At 49.0% G+C, this 22,468-nt stretch carries 23 protein-coding genes, 2 tRNA genes and 1 pseudogene; 7 read left to right on the forward strand and 19 right to left on the reverse strand.

The genetic code is table 11. The features are described from left to right. From HV477_RS26505 to HV477_RS26530, 6 genes are all read right to left on the reverse strand, one after another. Nucleotides 1-180, reverse strand: a 180-nt coding sequence (locus HV477_RS26505) for a CaiF/GrlA family transcriptional regulator (protein WP_175065618.1), incomplete at its 3' end; no start/stop codon positions are given. Nucleotides 181-307: 127 nt separating this feature from the next. After that, nucleotides 308-1,468 (reverse strand): fimbrial protein, encoded by a 1,161-nt coding sequence (locus tag HV477_RS26510; RefSeq protein WP_254621730.1) that lies wholly within the window; start codon nucleotides 1,466-1,468, stop codon nucleotides 308-310. Nucleotides 1,469-1,484: 16 nt separating this feature from the next. After that, on the reverse strand, nucleotides 1,485-2,237 hold the full coding sequence (locus tag HV477_RS26515; RefSeq protein WP_080073777.1) for a fimbria/pilus periplasmic chaperone: 753 nt from the start codon (nucleotides 2,235-2,237) through the stop codon (nucleotides 1,485-1,487). A gap of 56 nt (nucleotides 2,238-2,293) precedes the next feature. Beyond that, entirely contained in the window at nucleotides 2,294-4,783 is a 2,490-nt protein-coding gene (stdB, locus tag HV477_RS26520) for a fimbrial outer membrane usher protein StdB (RefSeq protein ID WP_175065620.1), read from the reverse strand. A gap of 293 nt (nucleotides 4,784-5,076) precedes the next feature. Beyond that, a complete protein-coding gene (locus tag HV477_RS26525) occupies nucleotides 5,077-5,667 on the reverse strand; it encodes a fimbrial protein (RefSeq protein ID WP_175065621.1) in 591 nt (196 codons plus the stop codon). A 1,037-nt stretch (nucleotides 5,668-6,704) separates the two neighbouring features. Then, complete coding sequence (locus HV477_RS26530) at nucleotides 6,705-6,995, reverse strand: PerC family transcriptional regulator (RefSeq protein WP_175065622.1); 291 nt, start codon at nucleotides 6,993-6,995, stop codon at nucleotides 6,705-6,707. A gap of 274 nt (nucleotides 6,996-7,269) precedes the next feature. Between HV477_RS26530 and HV477_RS26535 the strand changes: the two genes are divergently transcribed. Continuing rightward, nucleotides 7,270-7,752, forward strand: a complete 483-nt coding sequence (locus HV477_RS26535) for a hypothetical protein (protein WP_175065623.1) — start codon at nucleotides 7,270-7,272, stop codon at nucleotides 7,750-7,752. 52 nt (nucleotides 7,753-7,804) lie between these two features. Here HV477_RS26535 and HV477_RS26540 read toward each other — a convergent pair whose 3' ends face one another. From HV477_RS26540 to dsbG, 8 genes are all read right to left on the reverse strand, one after another. Next, nucleotides 7,805-9,337 (reverse strand): conjugal transfer protein TraG N-terminal domain-containing protein, encoded by a 1,533-nt coding sequence (locus HV477_RS26540; protein WP_175065624.1) that lies wholly within the window; start codon nucleotides 9,335-9,337, stop codon nucleotides 7,805-7,807. Between the two features lie 16 nt (nucleotides 9,338-9,353). Then, complete coding sequence (locus tag HV477_RS26545) at nucleotides 9,354-9,707, reverse strand: hypothetical protein (protein WP_175065625.1); 354 nt, start codon at nucleotides 9,705-9,707, stop codon at nucleotides 9,354-9,356. Next, entirely contained in the window at nucleotides 9,707-11,146 is a 1,440-nt protein-coding gene (locus tag HV477_RS26550; protein ID WP_375372886.1) for an integrating conjugative element protein, read from the reverse strand. Before HV477_RS26550 ends, HV477_RS26545 begins: the two co-directional genes overlap by 1 nt. 8 nt (nucleotides 11,147-11,154) lie before the next feature. Then, nucleotides 11,155-12,147, reverse strand: coding sequence for a TIGR03756 family integrating conjugative element protein (locus HV477_RS26555; protein ID WP_080214188.1), 993 nt, complete (start codon nucleotides 12,145-12,147; stop codon nucleotides 11,155-11,157). Then, the gene (locus HV477_RS26560) at nucleotides 12,144-12,566 is read right to left on the reverse strand and encodes a TIGR03757 family integrating conjugative element protein (RefSeq protein WP_375372887.1); all 423 of its coding nucleotides are present in this window, start codon (nucleotides 12,564-12,566) and stop codon (nucleotides 12,144-12,146) included. The genes HV477_RS26555 and HV477_RS26560 overlap by 4 nt, the downstream gene beginning before the upstream one ends. 183 nt (nucleotides 12,567-12,749) lie before the next feature. Next, nucleotides 12,750-13,094, reverse strand: coding sequence for a hypothetical protein (locus HV477_RS26565; protein WP_175065626.1), 345 nt, complete (start codon nucleotides 13,092-13,094; stop codon nucleotides 12,750-12,752). Nucleotides 13,095-13,179: 85 nt separating this feature from the next. Beyond that, on the reverse strand, nucleotides 13,180-13,521 hold the full coding sequence (locus tag HV477_RS26570; RefSeq protein WP_023222962.1) for a DsrE family protein: 342 nt from the start codon (nucleotides 13,519-13,521) through the stop codon (nucleotides 13,180-13,182). Nucleotides 13,522-13,555: 34 nt separating this feature from the next. Beyond that, entirely contained in the window at nucleotides 13,556-14,326 is a 771-nt protein-coding gene (gene dsbG / locus HV477_RS26575) for a thiol:disulfide interchange protein DsbG (RefSeq protein ID WP_023222961.1), read from the reverse strand. A 234-nt stretch (nucleotides 14,327-14,560) separates the two neighbouring features. Between dsbG and HV477_RS26580 the strand changes: the two genes are divergently transcribed. Continuing rightward, nucleotides 14,561-15,334 carry a sulfite exporter TauE/SafE family protein gene (locus tag HV477_RS26580; protein ID WP_023222959.1) on the forward strand — a complete coding sequence of 258 codons (774 nt, stop codon included), beginning with the start codon at nucleotides 14,561-14,563 and terminating at the stop codon, nucleotides 15,332-15,334. 127 nt (nucleotides 15,335-15,461) lie between these two features. Here HV477_RS26580 and HV477_RS26585 read toward each other — a convergent pair whose 3' ends face one another. Next, nucleotides 15,462-15,845: a hypothetical protein gene (locus HV477_RS26585; protein ID WP_023222958.1), complete on the reverse strand. Its 384-nt coding sequence runs from the start codon at nucleotides 15,843-15,845 to the stop codon at nucleotides 15,462-15,464. A 309-nt stretch (nucleotides 15,846-16,154) separates the two neighbouring features. Here HV477_RS26585 and HV477_RS26590 point away from each other — a divergent pair, with 309 nt between their 5' ends. Next, entirely contained in the window at nucleotides 16,155-16,382 is a 228-nt protein-coding gene (locus tag HV477_RS26590) for a helix-turn-helix domain-containing protein (RefSeq protein ID WP_001750454.1), read from the forward strand. Between the two features lie 471 nt (nucleotides 16,383-16,853). After that, nucleotides 16,854-17,510, forward strand: a complete 657-nt coding sequence (locus HV477_RS26595) for an MgtC/SapB family protein (protein ID WP_079970404.1) — start codon at nucleotides 16,854-16,856, stop codon at nucleotides 17,508-17,510. A gap of 2,685 nt (nucleotides 17,511-20,195) precedes the next feature. Here HV477_RS26595 and HV477_RS26600 read toward each other — a convergent pair. After that, nucleotides 20,196-20,272, reverse strand: a tRNA-Arg gene (locus tag HV477_RS26600). 1 nt (nucleotide 20,273) lies between these two features. Continuing rightward, nucleotides 20,274-20,350, reverse strand: a tRNA-Ile gene (locus HV477_RS26605). Between the two features lie 355 nt (nucleotides 20,351-20,705). Between HV477_RS26605 and HV477_RS26610 the strand changes: the two genes are divergently transcribed. Genes HV477_RS26610 through HV477_RS26620 form a run of 3 tightly spaced genes read left to right on the forward strand, consistent with a single transcriptional unit; the run spans nucleotide 20,706 to nucleotide 21,862 of the window. After that, nucleotides 20,706-21,104, forward strand: a complete 399-nt coding sequence (locus tag HV477_RS26610) for a hypothetical protein (protein WP_023222956.1) — start codon at nucleotides 20,706-20,708, stop codon at nucleotides 21,102-21,104. Nucleotides 21,105-21,117: 13 nt separating this feature from the next. Next, on the forward strand, nucleotides 21,118-21,462 hold the full coding sequence (locus HV477_RS26615) for a hypothetical protein (RefSeq protein ID WP_023222955.1): 345 nt from the start codon (nucleotides 21,118-21,120) through the stop codon (nucleotides 21,460-21,462). A 31-nt stretch (nucleotides 21,463-21,493) separates the two neighbouring features. Continuing rightward, nucleotides 21,494-21,862 (forward strand): hypothetical protein, encoded by a 369-nt coding sequence (locus HV477_RS26620; protein WP_023248942.1) that lies wholly within the window; start codon nucleotides 21,494-21,496, stop codon nucleotides 21,860-21,862. A 137-nt stretch (nucleotides 21,863-21,999) separates the two neighbouring features. On the opposite strand, the pseudogene HV477_RS29150 reads toward HV477_RS26620, so the two are convergent. Both HV477_RS29150 and HV477_RS29155 read right to left on the reverse strand, forming a co-directional pair. After that, nucleotides 22,000-22,098 (reverse strand): annotated as a pseudogene (locus HV477_RS29150) (antitermination protein); the annotation flags it as partial. Nucleotides 22,099-22,389: 291 nt separating this feature from the next. Continuing rightward, a partial coding sequence (locus HV477_RS29155; RefSeq protein WP_375372879.1) for a hypothetical protein occupies nucleotides 22,390-22,468 on the reverse strand: 79 nt, incomplete at its 5' end.

The raw sequence follows: 22,468 nt of genomic DNA on the forward strand, positions 1-22,468 counted from the left end.
CTGAACCCAGTTTTGTTGCAGCAGACACCAGTGCGCAACAAGAATATAAAGAGGTTCTCCGTTGTGCTGGCGAACACACTCCGGGATAAAACAGGCATCATGGTTTGTCTGCCCGGGATAATGTATATCACTACCTGCCGGTGTATATGGCTTCTTTTTGTGTGTACTGTCAGGGCACATAAAAACCTCGTCATATTATTAATAAAAGAAAATGCCGGAGGTATAATTGAATTTTTTAATATGTTTTATTTTTGTTTTCTGACCATATTCAGCCAGTGAAAGTTATTCTTTCACTGGCTGATTTAAATCAGTAGTAATCTACTTTCACGGTAACCTGAGCACTGTACTTTCCAGTTTTGACCTGTTCTCCTGCGGAGGACAGGACAGCCTGATAACTATTAATGATATTCCATGTACCTCCACTTTCACTACCCTGAAAGTTACCAAATTTATTGACGGGTAAACTGGCTTCATTAAAGGTAACCGGATTACCATCAGGTGCTTTGATTTCCAGCTGTAGTCCATTTTTATCTGATGTGCTCTCCTTATACAGCAGGATGGATTTTCTATCTGAAGAAGCCTCCCCACCATTATTCAGGACAAAAGATACCTTGAGTGGAAGATCGAGATAATATGTTTTTGCTCCCGTCAGGGCGGGTGTATAGCCGGTCTGGAGGTTTCCAAAATATCCTCCGTTACAATTTTTATTTACACTTGCAGTGACCGTAAAAGGAATCTGCCGGTCAAAACTGCTGTCCACATCTGTTGTCAATACCGGCCCAAAGTTGATGTTATTTGTATTCAGACTGGTCTGTACAAAACATGTCGGGACATACTGTATCCTTATTGCCGGGGTATTCAACTGCAGACCGCCTAAAAATGTACCGTAATAGGGAACCAGTTTAAAAGCTGACAGTGACGGTATTGCATAAAATCCGGGGCTGGTCTTTTCTGATGAATCTCTTGACAGAGCTGCATTAATGGTCATCGTTCTGTTACCGGTACCCGTACTACCATTATAAGAACGGCCTACCGCTATATTATCAACTGCTGTGCCAGAACTGTTAAAAACCCAGGAGGGTGACGTTACCCCGGAACTATCAGAAACGTTTATTGTCAATGTCAGCCCAAGTGATTTCAGGGATTTAATTAAATTATTCGCATCACCAAGAATGACAATAGATGCTGTGCGCGTCACATTATCCGAACCCTCCGGGTCGATGCATTTATAATTAACTGTAACTGGTGGGACAGGAGGAATTTCATCCATACCGGGCTGAAGACTGACTGAGTCCGGGAGTTTTAAATTTACAGGTTTATCGTTACCATTCCAGTCCGTGCATTCCACAATGGCATACGCATATCCCGGTCCGGCCAGAACAGACACCATCAGCAGCCACCGGAGCAGCACCGGCAGGTTCAGCCTGGGGTTCTGCGCAAACGCCGTCCGGTCATCCCGTGTTTTCATTGTTCCATTCCCGGCCTTAATCATGAATACGCTCCCGGAATGTGCATTCCCCCGCCGTACAGGTAAAACGGTTCATTCTCATTGCCCCGTAATCATCCACATTGCCCACCAGTATCCGGTCCGTACCGGCAGGCAGGACGGTATTCAGCGTCTGCGATGAAAACGGCGCCACCATCGTTCCTTCCTTAAAGCCCGCCAGCTTCTGCTTCAGGTTTTGTCCCAGCCAGACAAGCGTGATGTAATACGGCGTCGGATTTTTCAGCGTCAGCGTTCTGCCTGACTGCAGTACCTCCAGTTTCTGCTCGGGCGCGGCACTCCCTTCTGCGGCCAGCGAGGCCGGGCGCAGGAACAGCTTCAGCTGGCTCTGCGTGGCAAGCTGCAGAATATTTTTGCTTTTGTCCTCCGGTGCGGGCGGAATTTCCCTGACGTTGAAATAAAAAAGACTCTCCCGGTCCGCCGGCAGCGGGGCGGCACCACTGTTCTGCACCCGCATGATTCTGACCCGGGATTTTTTCCCCGCATCAATACGCTGCAGCGGCGGCAGCGCCATCAGTACATTCGTCGCCTTTCCCTGACTGTCCTCCACCCATGACTGCGCCAGATAGGGCTGGTCCCGGCTCTCATTACTCAGCCCGACGGAGACCGCCTTCGCATCGCTGCTCATGATGATGCGGGTCCGGTCAACATTAATGGCCGCCTGACTGACACCGGGCCCGGCAAGGGCTGCCACCAGGGCGGCAATGAGTCCCGCTTTCTGTCTGTTGTTCACCTGTTCTCTCCGTATGAATAATGTTGTATGTCTGCCACGTGCTGTACGCCTGACCGTTACCGACAGGGGAGCAGCAGCGCGCCCTGGCTGAGATTCGCGTTCTCCGGCAGGGACAGCCGACACTGCGTCCTGCCATTCCAGGTCACGACCAGAGCATTGCGCTCTGAAGCATCAATGCCCGTCAGGTAGACCAGCCCGTTATCACCGACCATTCCCGCCGTTTTACCGGTTTTCTCCGGGACCACCTGCGCCCCGAAAGGCGGACTTTTCCCGTCAGCCAGCCGGATATGCCCGAGGACCTGTTCCCCCCGGCTGGTCTGAACAGGCCAGTAGCCGACCGCCCCTTCCGTCAGCACCTGACTGACCACCGGGTCAGTCACATCCACCCCCGCCGGCAGGGCGGACACATCCACGGAGCTGTCACCCGGACGATAGCTGCTGCCGGCACTCACCACAGCAATGCCGAAACGGTTGGTCACGCCACTGCCACTGTTAACCGGCACCCCGGCCACGCCCCCGGTGTCAATCATCATGCGGGGCTCATTCCCGGCCATTGACTGACTGAAGGCAGCGCCGTGAGCCGTGGCGGTCAGTGAGCCGTACCAGTTCAGTCCCAGACTGCGGTACTGGCCGGGCTGCAGGGTGAAGTCCGCCCCGGCCTGACCATAAGGCAGGCGGCTCTGTATGTTGCCGCTGAAGCTGTTACTGCTGCCGCTGTCATACTGACTGTGACCTGCACTGATATTCCATGTGGTGTCGGGACTGTGGAAATCGCTGTAGTTCAGGGTCTGCTGCATACTGCCCCGGTTATCCTTCTGCATGCTGTAACTCACCTGGCGGCTGTCGCCCCACGGGACGCTGACTGACAGCCAGACCTGGTTCTGCGTCAGGCTGTATGCCGTCTGGTTGCGGGACAGGGACAGCGACAGGTTAACCCCGTGAACGGCCCCGATATCTGCCGACTTACTGACCGACAGCGTCCAGTTATTACTGCCGTCCGTATTCCAGTAGCTGATACGGCTCAGGGACAGGGAAGCACTCATGCTGAGCGCTTCCAGGTACTGGCTCCAGCTCACGGAATAGCTCTGCTTTTCATCCTGCCAGTAATCCCCGTCATACCCGGAGCGTGCCAGGTATTCCTGAAGGGAGATGAAGTGCCGGTCGGAAAAACGGTATCCGACAAACGCCAGCGTGCTGCCGGTGCTGTCGAAGGTTTTGGTGTAGTTAATCCGGTAGCTGTAGCCCGTCTGGCGTGGCGTGTGTGCAGACGGCAACTGCGCCTGTGAGCGGGTGACATCAGCCGATATCGCCCCCAGAATGCCCATGTTCTGCGCCGCACCCAGGGCCAGCGCCTGATAATCCCCGGTGGAGGCAATGACCCCGCCGTACAGGGAGGTGTTGTTGAATGCTCCCCAGGTGGCTTCCCCCATCATAAAATCGGGGCTGACCGTGTTGTTGTTATGCCGTCCGCCGTACAGCGGGCGACCGGCCGCCACCTTATAGCGGACCTGTCCCTGACGGGCCATAAAGGGTACGCTGGCAGTGTTGACCTGCCAGGTGTGAACCGTCCCGTCGCTTTCCCGGACGCTGACATCGAGGTTTCCACTGATGTTCTGACTCAGGTCCGGCAGGATAAAGGGACCGGGGGAAACCCGGGTCTGATACAGAACGCGGCCGTTCTGGCTGACGGTGACCTGCGCGTTACTGTTCGCAATGCCGCTGATTTGCGGGGCGTAGCCCTGCAGGGAGGACGGCAGCATCCGCTCATCGCTGGCCAGGGTGATACCGGCGAAGCGGAAGGAGTCAAAAATGGCGGAACTGAGATACGTCTGGCCGAGCGTCAGCTTTGAACGCAGCGACGGCAGCGGGCGGAACAGATACGTCTGCGGCAGCCAGAAATCAGACTGCACGTTCCCGTTACCGCTGTCATAGCGGTTGTACTGGTAATCGCTGCGCAGGCGCCAGGCACCGAGGTTAAATCCGGCAGTGCCGTACAGGCTGTAACTGGTGGAGGCGTCCCCCTGATGCGGCATGTACCGGTTCGCCATCAGGTTATAGTCGAGCAGCGCTGCGCTGACGCCATCATCCCAGCGGGCAGGCGGCACCCAGTCCGGGTCCTGATATTCCATCCAGGCCTGGGGCAGCGTGACGGTCAGGGACTGATTATCCGGCGAGTACTGCACCCGGCTGTCCGCCGTGGTCAGGTTAAGACACCGGCCGTCTGTCCCTTCCACCGGAGCAAGCTGACGGCGGCTTTCCTCTTTCAGGCCCAGCATATCTGTCAGCGCCGGAGTGATACAGAACAACGAACGTCCGTCGCCGGCGTCCACCGCGGTGACCGTATACTGACTGCGGATGAGTCTGTCATTGAGATAAATATCCAGCAGGTAATCGCCCGGCGCGACATAGCCGTCCCGGCTGAAGGCAGATAAATCCACGCTGCTGTGGTCACTGTTTTTCAGAAAACCGGCGCTGAACTCCGTCGCCAGTGCCGGCAGCGACAGTATGTTCAGGGTAACCAGCAGGGCCAGACGTTTCATTTTCATGGTATGCGTCGTTATCTTCTTAAGTTTGCCGGAATAAAATGAATTAATACCGCCCGGACAGCGGAATAATTACCAGATACATAAATTTCACATTCTGAAATAACAGGCATCCGGATAAATACGGAGTATAAATAACCAGCCAGCTATCCGGACGCCTGAAAAATAAAGATAAACAGCTTCCACACGAAATACCGTGTTGTTACGGTTTATGCGGATTTAATGAAAAACAGAACCGTTTATTTTTTGTTTATTTGCTTTTTATATTCCTGATTTATACCGGACTGTCGCCTGTATCAGAAATAGTGCAGTTTGTAGGTGACTGTTGCGCCTACATTACCGGCAGTGGCTACACCTGTGGCCATCATGCGGGCATAGAATTGCAACTTACTGGTTGCCGAAGTGCTGTCGAGCTGAATAGCATCATCTACAGAAGGAGTAAAATTCACAGGCGAAGTACCATCACCCTGAAGGAGCTGAATCGCCACGTTTGTTGCCGCACCAGTAGTGGCACCATTTGATATTTCTCCTTGAGTCGCTCCCCCTGTCGGACTATTCACACCCGGGAAAGCCACGGCCACTTTTGAATATTGAACAGTCGTACTCCCGGTAGCTGGGGCATCAAATGAGCATCCTGTCAGATTGATGCTGAACGGCACTGAACTGGAGGTTTTACCTTGCTGGTCAAGCGTTTTTAAATTCACCTGGCCCAGATTTACCTGAATATTCTGGCTTTCCGGGACAATACTGCATGGCGCGTCAATAACAGAGCCGGTAAATTGTATTGTTCCCTGTCCTGCATCAGTTGTGGCGATAGGTGTTGCAAAAGCAGGTACGGTACTCATCATACCGAAAACCGCCATAGCGAGTGTTATTTTATTACGCATAGTAAGTTATCCTTTGAACGATTGAGAATTGTTAAGCACAAGCTGAAATAAAGATGAGGGTATTAACGAGAACACATTCAGAAATAATTAAGTTTACATAACGACAATGACTGAAATTTTCTCAAAGTACTTTTGTTTCAACTGATGCCACTGGAGTTATAAGAAAAGTCCCAATCAAGATAAATTGATTAAAATAGATCGATACGATCGATGATTATGATCGTTATTTAAGAAATATCATCAATTAAACAATTATTTAACACAATTATTAGCGTGGTAATGTTACAAGGCGTGCACTCTGTTGGTATTGTGTTAATTATTTGTATCACGTAAAGGGTGAAATTAATTAAGAATAATCTTCATGAAGAATTTGAGATGATTTTTAAGATTAAAATCCCATAACTACTAAATAAAATAAAATATATAGACTTATTTACATTGAAATATGGACTTTTATTCTAAAAACCGAGAAAGGCAAACAGAAGGGAGGGTCACATGAAGAATAACTTTCACGGTTATGATTATTGTTATCATTAAAAGATCTATGTTTTTATAATGTGATTACTGTCACAGTATTATTTCATCTGTTTAGAAAAAATTAGTCCCGCTATGAAATAGTCAGCACCATGTTGCAAATGGTATAGACCGAAACATTGTCATCTGAATGACCGGCTGGCTAACAACACCAGGATTATCTTTCCTTTTACAGGTTAATATTATTGACGAGGTCAAGACAGCGTCAGTGCTCTCCCTGCGAAAGCTTAGGTGCATGACAAAAATTGTGCTTGCTGCTGCCCGGGGGCCAACGAGCAACACAATCTGGCGAAAGGTTTTATAGCCGCTTCTTTTATTGTTACAGATTAACCATTGGACCAACTCCCTTGCGGTATGCAAGCACAGGAACCAGGAACACTTCAGGTCGCCAGAAAAGTTTTATATGTGATTCAGGCACCGGAAAAGTGCCGGGTATATACCCACAATTCTGTATGTTTATTCAGCATGATGCAATCAACATTACTTTTCCATCATCAATACCACTACTCTATCCAATGTCGTGCAATAGGCCCACATCCCAGTTTCCGGGCGACTTTGTCAATATAACGCAGGTCATTCGCTGACAGTATCAGTTCACCCGGGCGCTTTTGTGGCACCTGCTGCCGGCACCAGGCTATATGCTGAACAATCTGTTCGGCAACATGGACATCTTCTGTTTCGGTGAGAACATAACACCAGCGGCAGATCGCTCTGCGCCACAGCTTTCCGGATTCCAGCTTCCGGGCTATCTCATCATCAGGTAACTTCGGAGTTTTACGCTTTGATTCCGGCATATTTCCCTCCTTTTCAGACAAGGAGCATCTCAACCGCCAGAAGGGTTGTCCAGCATTTATCGTCTTATTTTCTGTCTGAAAAACAGTAAAATTGACCTCGGTCCGGATAGTGTTACTGTTTCAATTTCCTTACAAAATAAGATAAGACTCGATCGTTTTTGGCAATCAGTTATATAAAAAATTTACTTATAACTATTTTGCATTTCCTTTAATCCAGGGGAAGATTAAAGTAGTTTATTGGCTGTCTTATCACCTATTGAAGGGAGACATAACCATGAAAGAATCTTTCTTTAATCCTGATGATATTCAGGAAACCATCATTGGGCTGAAAAAACAACACGGTCACTCTATGCGTTCGTCCACCAACGGCATTCCTGATTTTGTCCCACGCAGGTCTCAGGAAAAAAAATGTCATCAGGCAAAATCAACGTACTTTATACCCGATATTCCGGAGCAAACACCGCCTCCAGCAACCAATACTGTTTTCAGCAAGGCAGACGTTGATGAGTTTCTCACCCGTAAGCCGAAAACATATAAAATGACTGAACAGGACTATAAAGAACTAGGGAAAAATACATTACTGGGAATCGGTAGTCTTCTTGATGGTTTGGTAACAGCCACTGTAATTTGCGTTCCAGTTGTAGCAGGGATGATGAATACAGAAAATAAATGCGATTTTGATTCAGAGTATACATATGGTAGCGATGGGTCCATATATCAGGATGGTGTAGTAATATTCAATCCTGAAAACTACTAAAATAAGCCGCCATTATATATCGTTCCCATTATGGTAGTTCATTTTAAAAATATTATTTCAGTTTCCTCTTACCTTTTGTAATTACAGAAACAGCTGCCTCTTTTGTTTGTTTGCCACCTTCATTCCCGGCAGTCTGAGGCAATTTAGCTCCATTATTTACCATCTGTGTGGCAAAATCCCCCAGTCTGACTCCAGTCCAGCCCATCATCCCGAACCAGGACAACGGGAAAAGAATATACATCACGCCCAGAACCAGATTCATTATCCAGCCGTCATTCACCGAGCCCACAAAATCTGCAAACGGTACACTGCTGCCCAGCCCCGAATCATCGCTGGTACCGTACATTATCGTCAGCAACTGGTCATCCAGCCAGCCGGCCACTTCCCACCAGAACGGAATAAACATCAGAGCAAACAGTGCAAACGTGATAGTCACTATCGTTTTCGGATCATACGCGCTGAACATCAGCAGCACCGGTATGGCAATAATCACCATCATCTCCAGCAGCGCCTGGACTATCGGCAGGGCCTGTTTCAGCGCATCAAAACCCGGTAATGCCTCAAACTGTTTCATTCCCACACCGACCGTTGTCGCCAGCCGCGTGAGGTTACCCACAAGACCCGAGGCATTATCATTACTGCCCGTCATGTAGGTTTCACCGCCTCCGGAAAGGGACACGTTACGCGGACTCACCAGCCACCGCAGCGCCAGCTCCTGCCAGCTCCTCACATTCTGTAACTGGAAATCCGCCTTAACCTGCGATGGCAGACTGGCCAGTACCCGGTCCTTCAGTCCCTTCTTCGGGTCTGACCACCACTCCTTACACGTCGGATACCCTCCGTCCCCCGTGTTAGCATACCCCGCATCCCGCTTTTCATTCCACGGCCAGGCCCTTCTCGGCTGTTTCGAAGTGTAGGTATCGTAATATCCTTCTGTGTTGAGAAAATAATCGCTGCCTATCCAGCTCACCGAATTAATCGTTTTATCCGTAAGGGACTGATTCGTACTTTTCAGACGGTAGTAGGCCCGCGAATAGCAACTGCCGGAGAAATCCTGTAGTTCCTGAATCAGGATCGGGTCGCGTAACTGGGTGTGCTGCACTTCAAACCGTATCTGCCGGATTTTCCCCCCGCAGGGAATGGACGCAATCATCGCCTGTGTGGTGCCTTTCGAAAGACGGTGCACCAGATACCACCATAACGGAATTTGCACCGTTCTGCCGCCAAAGTCACTGACCACCTGGCTGTAACCGGAGCCCTGCGGGGTGGCCACCGACACATGGCATTGCTTCGCCCGGCTGCTGTCAAACTTCATTGTGCTGATATTTACCGGAGCAACCGGTATAACGCAGAACAGAATCACCAGATACGGCACATACAGCGCATGCTCCATCCTGGGCTGCAGCAACATCCCTTTGTTCCCCTCATCAAATCCCTCTTCCCGGGTCTTCAGCCAGACGGCCGCACATTTAAACACCAGGGGCAAAAGATATAACCCGGTTCCTGACATAATGTCCCACATCGCGTTGTTCAGCACCCAGCCGAAAAACACCAGGATATACTCAATAATACTGTTTGCAGTCACGGAGCTCTCCTCGGTATCACTGCGTCCAGGTGCTGTATTCAGAAAACGCAATCAGCAGGACGGGGATAATTTCTATGCGAAACACTGCAAAACGGGGATTCGGATGACTGGAGGATCTGACCTGGCCAGCATAACGTTGCCGCAGTCCCCCCGGCCACAGCCACAGGGTGATGAGAATACAGTACAGCGCCAGACGCCAGACCAGTAAGGGAATGCGCCACTGTACCATCCGTTCATGGAGTTCCCCCCGTGAATCAAAGGTATACAGAACCACCATCAGGAACGTGAGCGCCACACACCATAAAAGAACCTGCAGAAGCCCCCTTACCGGACCAGATTTCAGCCACGCGGGAATGGTCATCTTCTTCATTACTGGCTCCTTTGCTCAATAACACTCATTTTTTCATCACCACCCGCATCCTTCTGCTGAAGCTGGTTCGTACTGTTACGTATTTCCTGCCGCTCCAGCGTCTTCAGCAGGCTGTTGCTGCTGACAGCCCGGCGCAACTCCATCTCGTTCTTCAGATTGTCCAGCCCCCGGTCGAGCGAACCGACACGCCGGTCGCCTTCCTCTATGGCCTGCTTCTGTGCCGCCGCATTGGGTTCAGACTCTCCGGTGGTCAGTATCTGCCGCATGGCCAGCGCAGTTTCAATGGTGTCCGCCATTGCCAGTTCGCCGGCAAGCCGTTGTACCAGCGTGTTCCGGTCCGTGTCGTCACGCAGTGCTTCTATCACGCCACGGGTGACAGCCAGACCTCCTGTTTTCAGTTTGCCGAGTTCTTCCGCAGAAGGCGCACCCCGGCTGTTCACCAGTTGGTTCAGCGTCTCCAGATTCGTTTTTGTCGCCTCATCCAGCATCGGACCAAAACCGGTACCGGCCACCGATGCCCCCGGCGCATTGTCTTCCCCGCCGCTCCGACACTGTGACGGGTCAGTACAGGTGCGGATACTGCGGTCACCCAGCACTTTCACCACCACTGCGGCCGCCTCCTCCGCATTGCTGAATATCCGGCAGGCCGAGCCGTTACACTGGTTTTTCGGGACACTTCGGTTACTGTTCACCGGCAGGTTGTTCATCATGTTGTACCCGGCTTTCGCCATGTCCCGGGTGGGCTGGATAGCCGGCTGTCCCTTGCCGCCGGCTTTCTGTCCCCCTATCCAGCGGGCTCCTTCTTCACCTGTCGCGTTATCCTTTGCTTCCTCTGCCTTCAGTGCATCTCCGCCACTGCGGGTCACCGCATCCCGGTACTCATCCCCGACCGCCGAATCCGTCCAGGCCCGGTCCCCCATGGTGTAGTCAGCCAGTTTCTTTGACAGGTTTTCACAGCTCAGCTTTGAGCGGTCAAATGAAAGACCGGCCTGCGCCACGCCGTTGGTTATCATGTCGTACAACCCCGGGTTGGCGCGCTGGACAACCATCGCCGGCATGCTGGTCACCGCCCCCGTGGCCCCCTGAACCACACTCCCCATCAGGTCCTTAAATCCGCTGGTCAGACCGTTGAGCTGGTTACTGACGGTGGTTTTAATATCAAAGTTGCCACACATCAGGTCACTGTTGATGCCCGCCTTCAGCCCCAGTAACTGCATACTGTTGGAGGTCGGGGACTGCGATATCACAGACCCGCCGCCAATCGAGTAGAACAGACCGTCGCTGACCGCATTACCGACAGCGTCGCCCGCACTTTTCCCTGCCCCGGAAAGAGAGGGAAGTGATATCGCTGACACCGGCCCGGACAGCAGCATACTGGTGAACAACGCCAGTGCGGCCCCGGGAAAAGAAAATGGTGTTGTGTATCGTGCTTTCTTCATCAGAAACCTCAGCTGAAATCGGTGCTGTAAAGGAATGTCTGTCCGCGTGGTTTGCAACAGCTGTACGGCTGCCACAGCGTCCAGGCGTAGTTGCCGTCTTCCGCCACCTTTCCGCCCGCATCAGGAAACACCGCACAGGACTGTGATGCCGCAGGTGCCAGACGCTGCCATTTGTGGTTTTTTGTGCCGGTATTTTCCGTGACCGGGTCCGGTGGCCAGTAACCCGGGCGCCGGTGGCCCGTCAGCGGCTGGTAAACATGCACCTGTCCACTGCGGGTGATGATATCGGCCACCCGCTGGGCAATAACCGCACCGGCCTTATAGTCATCCTGCTGGGTGACAAAACCACTGCGCGGATAAACATTGCCCCACATGTTCCTGCCGGCCGTACTGCCGATTTCACGCTTACCGGGTATCAGCGCCTCCGGATACAGGGCTTCCGGCAGGCCCGTGCGCCAGGCCAGGCTGTCCAGAGTACTCAGGAAATAGGGAACCAGCGGGGTGGCGGCACTTTTGCAGGAATACCCCGGTATCTGTCCGCCGATAAGTGAGGTGGCAGGATGACCGATGGCATCGGCATATTTGAAGCGGGTGCTCAGCAGACTCTCACTGCCCTGCGGCCGTTTTGCCGTGGACTGTCCGCCTCCGGCACTCAGCCCGGCCAGGCCTGAACTGACGGCGCTCTCAATTCCGCCCGACACACTGCTGACCGTCTTCATCTCAGTCCAGGGGTTTTCTCCCTTATCCTGATAGACGGAAATCACGGCTTCCGGAATAAAGTGCTCCACCTTTACTGACGTTTTCACCGTGCAGCCAAAGGGCGTGCAGAACAGCCAGTAGCAAATGCCCTTCACCCGCCAGCTGATACACGAGGGTGAGGCGCTGCCGGCAATCAGGGTGGCAGTGTTCACTGCCGCATCAGCCACAGCAGGAGAGCCGGTGACCAGCATCAGGACCAGCGCAACCGGCTTCAGACGGGATGACAGACTCCGGCGTATCATCGCCCCCCCTCCCGCGTCCTGTGACTGTGGAACAGTCCTTCGGCCACCACCACATCGGCAGTGCCATAAACCACGTACTGGTCGTCAGACACCACGGCCGGATATTTTTGCAGCCCCAGCGACCACGCCTGCAGCACCCCCCGGTAAGCCTGAGTCAGTTCAGCCTGTTTCTGCTGCCAGCCGGCAGAGTGGATCACCGCCTGCGCCCGACGTTCTGCTTCTCTGGGGTCTGACGTCAGAGAGCCAAACAGCGACTGCTGTAATTGTTCAGGTGCATCCAGCCAGACCACGCGGGTATCACCGGTCACCCCGGATGGCGGGTGGGCATGGTCGGTGTACACCACCATTCCCGCCCGGGCAGACAGGGACAGCAACAACACGCTCAGTAATAACGGGGGAATAACATGATTACAGAACACGGCGACTCCGGATGTGTGTTATACATCCGGACATTGTGTTAGGGAGTGATGAAGAATTCAGCGGGGAAATCAAAATCCACTTTTAATAAATTAAATGCCTGACGTCATCGTAATCCCGCCGACTCGCAATCAATAGTTGATTGACCGGGAAATCCATCAGGGAGCAACTACGGAGTTTCATTTTCACCGATAAGGATTCAGGGGTAAATTTTCTGGTTGCAACACTATTTGTTCCAGGAACTCACACTTGCGTAAAGTTCCCGGGAGATCGCCCCTGTATTTGGCAAACCAGCCTGTCGTACCTTTAACCTGAAAAAGGTGGTCACCATTATTGAATTGCCACACGGCGACTGGTTTGCCTGAAGAAAGATGAACATCTTTTTTTTGGATTCCTGTTTCGAAAAAAGCCGGAGACCATGATTCGGTAACCAGTCCATATTCGGCAAACACTACTGAGACGGTCCCCCTCTCATCACACTGCAGGGTGACCTCAGTATCAACAGCAATTGCTGATAGCGGGAACATCATTACGGGAAATAACCGATGCTGTAATATCCGGTTCATCTCTGTATTGAGGTGATTACGCTGATAAGAAAGAAGATTTCACCCTGTATTATGGACGAATATATATCCATCCCTGGTGTTGAAGCTCCACAAGAGTCACAACCGCAGCCGGGATAACTCTTATGGTATCAATCAGTTGTTCAGGGGTGAGAGAATACCCCTTTAGAGAGTTATTACAGACTGACAATTGAATACAGGCGTGTTGATCGCATAATATACGCCAGCGTTCAGCGCTCTCCTCGCCCCGGACCAACCCCTTGACTGCATCAGCGTTAAAAATTACCTGTACAGATTCTTCCTGCGCTTCGGTTGCCTGATTCAAATAATTTCTCACATTATTCAGGCAGGGAATACTGCGCGAAAGCTCTGGTACATGAAAAACAATTCTCATGGTTAACTCCTCTGGATTACGTAAAAGCTCAGGTTTAAGGCTTACCGCCCATTATCGTGTTCATCGTGTCATCATCCGGCGGCAGTCCCAGTTGCTGCTGCAGACGGCCTTCAGGAGACAGATAATAGATAGCGGGTGTGGCATTACTGCCAAGTTTTTCCATCAGTAACAGGTTATCCTGCAGGGCTGCTGTAATATCTGCGGGAACAGGGTCAGGCTTATCCAGCCGGGTTTTCCAGTGTGAACTCTCATAGTCATGAAGCGTTTTAACGGGATCTTTTGACATCATGATAGCCGCAGCTTTCAAATTACTGTCTGGCCGCAGGATAGCTACAGGGATAAGTCTTAACTGAACTTTACCAGCATCAACCCAGGGACGGGCTTTCTGCCAGAACTCGGTGCAATAAGGACAATACGGATCAAAAAATACATAAACTTTTTGTGCTGCGTTGTCTTTACCATCCTGAATCCAGCGGCTTTTCTCCAGTTTCTGCCACATTTCCCGGGCCATGGGAGCATAGACGTATTTTTCAATCCATGGCGTACTGAGATTATTTCCGTCACTGTCCACGAGGTTTCCAACAAAAGCGTGTTTTTTATCTGATGAGAGAAAAACGGTGGTTCCCTGGCCATCGTACTCCATCACATACCCCTTAAAATCGGGCTTAATAGTAAATTCGCCCTTAAGCTCAAGCCCTTGTTTCTCAAGGGCAGCCAGTGGCTCCGGCAAAGGGGACGTTTCTGCCAGCGCCAGTGTGGGCAGAAGGCCCAGAACCAGCAATAAAAGCCGTTCAATCTGATGCATTACTATCCATCCTGTCAGGGGGAAATTACATGCCAGAACACTTTAATATCGCCCGCAGATCCCCTGTGTCAAAGACAAAACGTAACAACCTTATCCATTTTATTGCAGATGTTAATGATTGCGGATAGCTGACTATGATAGTTTTCAAAACCGACACGCTCTGAATTTTGTTCTGAATTCTCAGGCAATGTATGTTTAATCATGTTCTATTTTTCTGAATAACGGGAAACGGAAATGGTCTGGCTGACTGGATTAATTATTGGTGTGCTGATGGGGCTAACCGGTGCAGGAGGTGGGATTCTGGCCGTACCTGCGCTTATGTTTATTCTTGATTTACCCATCACGAAAGCTTCTCCCCTGGCCCTGATTGCCGTAAGTACCGCGGCGGTAATTGGTGCGTGTATAGGCTTAAAGAGAAAGGAAACACGTTATCGCGCTGCTCTGTTAATGGCGGTCAGTGGCATGCCTTTTACATGGCCCGGAATATGGGCGGCCGCGCATGTATCCCACACATTCCTGGTTTTCATATTCTCTTTCTGCATGCTGCTCGTCGCTTACCGTTTTCTTGTCCCCGGGAAAAAAAGTAACAGACGGGTGTTATGCGAACAATCATCAGAAACAGGGCGGCTGGTATGGCACTGGTATTCAGTACTGGCAGTTGCAGCGGTTGGTGCTTTATCTGGATTTGCCACCGGATTACTGGGTGTGGGGGGAGGTTTTATTATTGTTCCGGCTCTGAAGCGTTTAACCCGTTTATCCATGGCATCGGTTACTGCCACTTCTTTATGTGTTATTTCACTGACAGGAGGGACTGCTGTTCTGGCGGCCAGGCAGAATGGTATGCTCGTGTTCGATACAACTGCCGGGGCATTCCTCGCCGCTGTATGTATCGGTTTACTGGCAGGCCGGTGGGGGGTGCAACGATTACCAGGCAACAGCGTATCACATATATTCGGCGGTCTTCTGGTGATTGTTGCATTGAGTATGTTGATATCAACAATGAGGTGACTGCTCAGCCTGAACTGTGCAACATCATCACTGGCACTGCACTCCAGGGGAACCTCAATTTCCGCCCAAATAAGTAGCTGTATACGTTATGAATATGCTGACAACCATCCCCTCACATCCTTGCCACTTATTTCATCATTCCGGCGTTCAGCGTCAACATCAGATATACCGCGTCCACGGCATCCACCACATCAATATACCAGCGCGGTGCACGCGTATATTCTTCCTCTTCCGGGAACAGTGTCCGCCCGTTCACCGTAATGAGTACGTCCACCCGATCGGTTTCACCTTCAAACGCCATGGCCACGCTACCACGATGGCCAATACGGTGAGGATGGCAGGTAATATTTACCGATCCGGATAACCTGGCTCTCAGATGATTGATCAGTTGCTGAAGCATCATCGCCTGTGCCTGTCCCGTAACCGGTGCCGATTGCGGCAGACTGTCAAATAACAAATCTCCTTCCCCCTTCTCCACAACCACCGCAGTGGAATATCTGAGTCTGACCATTAATGCCTCCGTTTTATATTGTGTGCTGCAATAACAATATGAATGTTGCACCTATTGTTTTTTCACAATGTACTCTCACCGGCCTCTGTCAATGCTTCTTCCAGAATCTTTCATGCTCCTGATTACAGACAAAGACATACATTTCAGAACGGAAAAAAACACTCTGGTTACCGCTCATTCCCCTCAACACAAGAAGGACAGCATAGTGATTTGTGGAGCGGAGATACCAATGTTACGCAAATATCCCATTTTGGGATATTTGCGTAAACAGATGATATTCGATTTTGGGATACGGATCGGATATTAATTATGTCATCAATTTATTCTGTTGAATATCAATTGGTTATAAATATTTTAAAAAGTGAAAGGCTTAAGGCGGGGTTAACCCAAAAGCAATTTGCCGAAAAAGTGGGTAAACCACAGTCATTCATTTCAAAAGTGGAAAGTGGTGAGAGACGTCTCGATTTTGTTGAGTTCATACATCTTGCCAGACTACTTTCTCTCGATCCCTGTGAGATTATGCTTAAAATTCCATAGCTTTCAGCGTCATACCTCATTTCTATGCAAGACAAAATATGCATAAATTACTTCTGATTTATCTCAATGCAGAAAACTGGATGATGATTGAGTCAGAGCTGGCAGCGAGGCATTCTCATCTCAGAAAAGCCCCCCAAGGGCACTTTCCTTCAGTCTTGCTGGTATTGTGCCGGTCAGTATTAAATCAGTATCGACTCACATCGTGATCCTGCGAATAAAGTTTACAAGGCCAGATGTACCGGGGTCATTGCTAATCGCAACATCAGGAGTATCAGCCCCCATTCCGGTGCAGGCTAACAAATAATTCACCTGTTCAGGCACAAATCGAGTAAAAGTTATGTCTGATAGCGATTCAAATAGCTGTCATGCCTATTAATGTGAATAGCTTCACATTCATTATGATTTTACAGTCTTAATCTCTTAACATATCTGACTGTAAATTAATGAGATTTATACTTTATGGACTCCAGTATCATTACTGACCTGCTAATCAGAATTGCTCTTGCCGGACTTCTTGGGGGCCTGATTGGTATTGAACGCCAGTTACGCGCAAAAGAAGCAGGGCTGAGAACACATGTTCTTGTCGGAATAGGCAGCGCAATGTTCATGATCGTATCGAAATACGGTTTTGAAGATATCATCAGGGAAAATCATGTTGATCTTGATCCCAGCCGAATTGCTGCCCAGGTCGTTAGTGGTATGGGTTTTCTGGGGGCCGGCACTATCATAATTCAAAAACAGATAGTAAAAGGACTGACAACAGCAGCCGGCATGTGGGTTACGGCTGCCATTGGTCTGGTTATTGGTAGTGGTTTGTATGAAATTGGAATTTACGGCGCTTTTCTGACATTAATCGTACTTGAGGTCTTCCGCCAACTCAGTAATCGGCTACTGAATCACCACTGCATGTTACAAATGAAAATCAGCCCCGATTGCCTGTCCATGGTTTTTAGTGTTCTTCAGAAGAGACGCATACGATTTTCGTTTCGTTCTTTAAAAGAAAGTGCTTCAGAGGATAAAGCCTGGGAGTTGTTTCTGATACTGACATTACGCCCCAAAGAGTCAGTGAATAACCTTGCTCCAGCGCTGCTGGGTATTGAAGGTGTCAAATCAGTAAACATACGATAGCTATTTGCGTACGCACAACTTTCCGTGATGGTGCAATTTCGTCCAGTAAATCGGCATATGTACCCGGAGTCAGTAATCTCAACCTGAGTTCCTGATACCGTTATATTGACAACTCAGTGGGATACGATTTTTACGACCATTAACCATGCTCTGCTGCCAACAATGACATGCAGCAACACACTAAAAACCACCACTCATGATAAATGAGGGTCCACCCGGAATGTTAACTCCGCTGTTACCTGAGATGACTGAAAATTTCCCAACATGCAACGGTGTCAAATGCGTACGGGTTATATCTGCTCACAAAGCACCCTGAGGATAACCAGTCCATCCGGCCTGATGTCAGTGACGGTAAAATCACTATCACAGGTTCTCAGTCTGCCATGCTATTTGATAGGCTGAGCTGGCGCCATTCAAAAACCATGCCTTAACGCCATGAAAATATTGTCATTTACCGTAAAATGCGCGGCATTTCACTACGCATGGAAATAGTATCCGTAGCAGGCACAAATTACTCCCCTTACAGGTTGATTTTTGATGGCTGCATATGAAAAAAGAAGTGTTAATCAGTATATAAAAGTTTCACTCTCACTTCTCAGTGAACGCATCGTCCTCTTTTTAGTGGTTATGAGGAGAATTTCTGATGAAAAAAATCATATGCCTTATCAAACTTATACCTGCACTGATAATCTTCGTTTTTCAGCGTGCAGATGTCGCTAACAGAGCTGATTATGTTGAAGAAAGTACTGTTTTTTAAGAAGTCGATTTACTGGTCTGAAATACTACCGTTCATCATTTTCAGATGGCTGATGGTTGTGATGCAGATTATCTGCATCACTGTGTTACTGGTCGGTACGTTTGATGTCGCTCTCAATAATATCGGAGAACCACGAGAAGGCTCTCTCGGAACTATCATTAGAGATGAATAATCTTATTGACATCCACATACTGCATACGAGAAAAATAAAGCGTTCCTCAATTATTTCCTACAGAGCACTATAAGGTGCCGTGCAGCTGATCATACCCAGAATTTCGGGGGCCTTAAACTCGGCCCCTGTTTTTTTTAAATAAAATTAAGCAATCTCCTCATCCGTATTGTACTGCAATAACCTTCTGCTGTTTATTTCCATCGTGATGATGCTGACAGTGCGTTATTTGGCATATTTTCCATCTTCCGGCATTAATGTCCAGAACAGGCATAGAATAAGTGATGAAACCAGCAGGGACGTCTCTCAAATCACTTTCGTCGTCGTTGAGGTAAAACGTGAACGGTTCGTGTACATGCTACAGATAGTGATCGAGCATATCGAAAATAGCGAGAGTTGTGAATCTGCTCATGGTTTTTTATCTGCTGCGTATGAAATAAAAAGGGTGACTTATAAGAGTGTTCGATTTGACTACCGTGTTAGAGCCTGTTTATACAGGCTCATTTTTTTACCAGTGCATAACTCACGGCTTTGTTCGGGCGTATCGCATCATCGCAGAAGTAATCGTGCATTATCGCGGTTTGGCTTATTTGCTGTCAGCCAGGGAAGATGCCTCCAGAACACGCGCGGAACAACGGTGAAGTCGGTAAAAAATCTGCGGGCACTTCTGTCACATCGTTGGTTTGCCGGGGCTACACCAGAAGGAATGGCTGACGCTGCCAGCTTTAAATAGAAAATGAAGCCATAACGGCCCTCAACCAGTGTGCCGGTCAGGCGGAACTGACAGAACAGGTAGCCAGGATAACGGATCAGGTTTCCCGGGGAGCCGGACGCAGGCTGATTAATCTCCCGTATCTGCCCGTTATTCCTGCCGATATTAAGGTAGTATCCGTCGGTATTGTCTCTCTGCACCATCGAACTTATAACAACTTCCCGATTCTGTCACTGGAGAGAACCATCACCACGCCAGCCGCTGTAACGCGCTGAGGTCAATGCCGGAGTTACTGTTTCTTCTGACAAGGACGCGAATGACGATAAACCGTTACCGATACTTATAGCCTTAAAAGTTCCCATTAATCACCTGACGGCAAGGCCAGACTTGAGCTATCAGCATGCAGGAGACACATTTGATCAATGGCTGTTATTGCAGTCTGCGTTACTTCCGGGAATAGTTTCACTCCTTCCTGTGGAAATAAAAAGACCACGTCTTTGCACAGTCCTGTTGACCTGGTCGAACTGAAATGCTTATCGTTTACGTGCCTTAACCCTATGAGGCAAAACTCGTAAATACTCATTTAGACGCTCTTTTCGTCATCCCAGCCCGGTTTTCCCAGACCGGGTATTTTTTGCCTAAAAAAGCTACCGATGTAGCCATGAATATCCCTGATTTTGTAGTGTCGCAGTGCCAGTCGCTACCCGGTGGAATAATCCGCGAAAAGGATTCAGTACATATTGGCATCATGAATGAAAACCCACACGCCCCGTGCTAACGGGATTCACTGCAACAACATTACCATAACATGATAATTTACATGGTTTACCAGTTTAAGATTGTTTTTTAACTCTATCGGCTGAATCAGGCAAGGTATTAATATCTGCACAACTGGGCAGATCTTCCTGCTAATGATGATGAGGTGATCTTTTTTCAAATTCAGTATTTACTGGCCGCCTCTTCTCGTTAGCGGTTTTTTCCTGCCCGGAATCACTGTGCTGTAACGACGGGCAAACACCGCCGCGTAACCAGCGAAGTGGTGGTATTTGGTACGCTGTACTGGAATCGAACCAGTGACCGATTGCTTAGAAGGCAATTGCTCTAACCTGCTGAGCTAACAGCGTATGGTGGCCCTTGCTGGACTTGAACCAGCGACCGGGCGATTATGAGTCACACGCTCTAACCAACTGAGCTAAAGGGCCGAAAGCGTCGCGGTGTCGGGTTCCTCCCTGTGAGTCTTCAGCTGGTTACCTACCTTGACCCGCGTGCTTAACATTTGCAACAAGGACTTTTGCAACCATTACCGCCCACGCACATAGCTGGAACCACCACAACGCCAACAGACTAGACATTGCAGGTAAATGATCGCAAGCAAAAAAAGCCCACTTACAGGCTTCTGCATTCTGCTCAAAGAGCATCGTGTCATGATATGCAGGATTTTACGTATGCAAATTTTCTTGGTCAGTCAGAATCACTCTTCGTGTAATTTTCTTGAAAAATACCATCTACCGATCGTAGGTTCATAACTTAGAACAACCAAAATTATATGGGATCACCATGTCAGCAAAAACACTAAAGAACGACTGGGATTTAACCGCAACAGATCGTCTCCTCAAAGAGAAGAAACGTCTTGGTCTCAGTGATGGTCAAATGGCTAAGATTCTGGGACTTCATATATATTTCTACTACATCATCGCTGATGAGAAACCTGTTTTTAAGCTTTACAAAATGTCTGGAGAGATACAGGCGGCACTCGATAACGCAGGATTTGATCTCTTCTATGTGATGACCGGAGAATATCGCAGTGACAACTATGAACTCATGCTGGAAGCGTTTGATTATGCTATTCAGGAGTTACCCCCCGATGAGCAGGGGGATATTCGTATACTGATTGAACCTGTATATGAAACACTGGTGAAAGCCACAAATGCTGGAAAGCGTTCAACTCATCACTGAAAAAGGAAATCGCATGAAAGATGATTATCACCTGCCCGTAATAACCCGCCTTGAGCGCGAGGCCCGCCGTCTGGGTATCAAAAAAGCAAAGCTGGCAATGGCGCTGGGGTTAAATGAGCGTGAATACAATTATGTCAGTGATGGCTGGGAAGATTTAAATGTCTCCTGCCTTACGCCATACGTTCACAGTATTTTTATCTCAATGGGCATTGATTTATTCTATGTGTTCACAGGTGTGTACAGAGATGGATTGTGCCTTCAGTGCCAGGAAAGATTTATTAACCGCTGGGTAAATGATATTCCGCCATTGGAGTATTATCTCGTCGATCACCTTGTAACCCGCATTCGATACGGCTAAACACCGTTACTTTAATTATATGGAGGGTAAAATGAAACCATGTAACATTGACAGTGATTTGACAGTATTTTCCCGGCTGGAAAAAGAAGCCGAGAGGCTGGGTTTGAACCGCTGTGAACTGGCACAGTTACTTCAGTTGAACAGTTATGATTATATGTGCCATCGCAACGGCATGATGTCACTTGATTGTACACTGTTTTCTGCCAGTATATTTTCTGGCTTAAAAGAGGCTGGTATGGATATGTTTTACATTACGACAGGTGTTCCGCACGAAGCGAACCATACACAAAAAGCTTTAGCTATGGCATCACATATAAACGACTTTCCAGTTCCTGAACGCCGCTTACTAATGGATATGATTGGGTTCATGGCTGGTAACAAGTTCAGCACAGCAAACTAAGAGACCAGAAACGGTCCGTGAGTAATGTCGTAATTTCCGTGACAAGCTATTCTCTCACAATAGTCCATCAAAAATTCGTTCATATCAGTATTATTCTTATTCAGTCTGGCAATACAGGCGCATACTACCATCGGGCCTTAATCATTGCATTGCGGACGTGATTTCACTTTATTCAGTATCGGTCCCTTAATCACGGCAGCAAATGATGACCACATAACTTCCTCGCTGTTATTAACGGCTCGTGCCCCTCATCTTTGCGGTATCTGCTGAATATCACGCATTAATCATTGCAGGAGTTATCAGCCCACAACGTGCTGGCTCAATCACTGCAAATACTATCACCTTGCTCATTAGCCGCCTGCGTTCTACTTTTTCCAGGTGGCTGCCATTGTCTGTCTCATAGTGGTACACGGGGCAAAACGTTGCAGTGGCGCAGTTATCAGTTTTAAGCATCACAACCCTGTGTTTGTTAACTGTCGTTGATAAGAATGAGATACGTAAGCGGTAAGTGAGAACCGTACTGACGCTTATTTATTGGAGAGATCTACGTTCCATGGCAGTAGTTCAGCCACTTTATTAGACGACCATTCCGGCAACACGCTCAGT

Source organism: Salmonella sp. SG203 (assembly GCF_013350575.1).
GTDB lineage: Bacteria > Pseudomonadota > Gammaproteobacteria > Enterobacterales > Enterobacteriaceae > Salmonella > Salmonella enterica.

Excerpts from the sequence above, each read along its gene's own strand:
- HV477_RS26620 (WP_023248942.1), top strand. The coding sequence starts at position 21,494 with ATGAAACCATGTAACATTGACAGTGATTTGACAGTATTTTCCCGGCTG.
- stdB (WP_175065620.1), bottom strand. The coding sequence starts at position 4,783 with ATGAAAATGAAACGTCTGGCCCTGCTGGTTACCCTGAACATACTGTCG.
- HV477_RS26610 (WP_023222956.1), top strand. The coding sequence starts at position 20,706 with ATGTCAGCAAAAACACTAAAGAACGACTGGGATTTAACCGCAACAGAT.
- HV477_RS26570 (WP_023222962.1), bottom strand. The coding sequence starts at position 13,521 with ATGAGAATTGTTTTTCATGTACCAGAGCTTTCGCGCAGTATTCCCTGC.
- HV477_RS26590 (WP_001750454.1), top strand. The coding sequence starts at position 16,155 with ATGTCATCAATTTATTCTGTTGAATATCAATTGGTTATAAATATTTTA.
- dsbG (WP_023222961.1), bottom strand. The coding sequence starts at position 14,326 with ATGCATCAGATTGAACGGCTTTTATTGCTGGTTCTGGGCCTTCTGCCC.
- HV477_RS26550 (WP_375372886.1), bottom strand. The coding sequence starts at position 11,146 with ATGAAGAAAGCACGATACACAACACCATTTTCTTTTCCCGGGGCCGCA.
- HV477_RS26565 (WP_175065626.1), bottom strand. The coding sequence starts at position 13,094 with ATGATGTTCCCGCTATCAGCAATTGCTGTTGATACTGAGGTCACCCTG.
- HV477_RS26535 (WP_175065623.1), top strand. The coding sequence starts at position 7,270 with ATGAAAGAATCTTTCTTTAATCCTGATGATATTCAGGAAACCATCATT.
- HV477_RS26530 (WP_175065622.1), bottom strand. The coding sequence starts at position 6,995 with ATGCCGGAATCAAAGCGTAAAACTCCGAAGTTACCTGATGATGAGATA.
- HV477_RS26580 (WP_023222959.1), top strand. The coding sequence starts at position 14,561 with ATGGTCTGGCTGACTGGATTAATTATTGGTGTGCTGATGGGGCTAACC.
- HV477_RS26615 (WP_023222955.1), top strand. The coding sequence starts at position 21,118 with ATGAAAGATGATTATCACCTGCCCGTAATAACCCGCCTTGAGCGCGAG.
- HV477_RS26525 (WP_175065621.1), bottom strand. The coding sequence starts at position 5,667 with ATGCGTAATAAAATAACACTCGCTATGGCGGTTTTCGGTATGATGAGT.
- HV477_RS26545 (WP_175065625.1), bottom strand. The coding sequence starts at position 9,707 with ATGAAGAAGATGACCATTCCCGCGTGGCTGAAATCTGGTCCGGTAAGG.
- HV477_RS26585 (WP_023222958.1), bottom strand. The coding sequence starts at position 15,845 with ATGGTCAGACTCAGATATTCCACTGCGGTGGTTGTGGAGAAGGGGGAA.
- HV477_RS26510 (WP_254621730.1), bottom strand. The coding sequence starts at position 1,468 with ATGAAAACACGGGATGACCGGACGGCGTTTGCGCAGAACCCCAGGCTG.
- HV477_RS26555 (WP_080214188.1), bottom strand. The coding sequence starts at position 12,147 with ATGATACGCCGGAGTCTGTCATCCCGTCTGAAGCCGGTTGCGCTGGTC.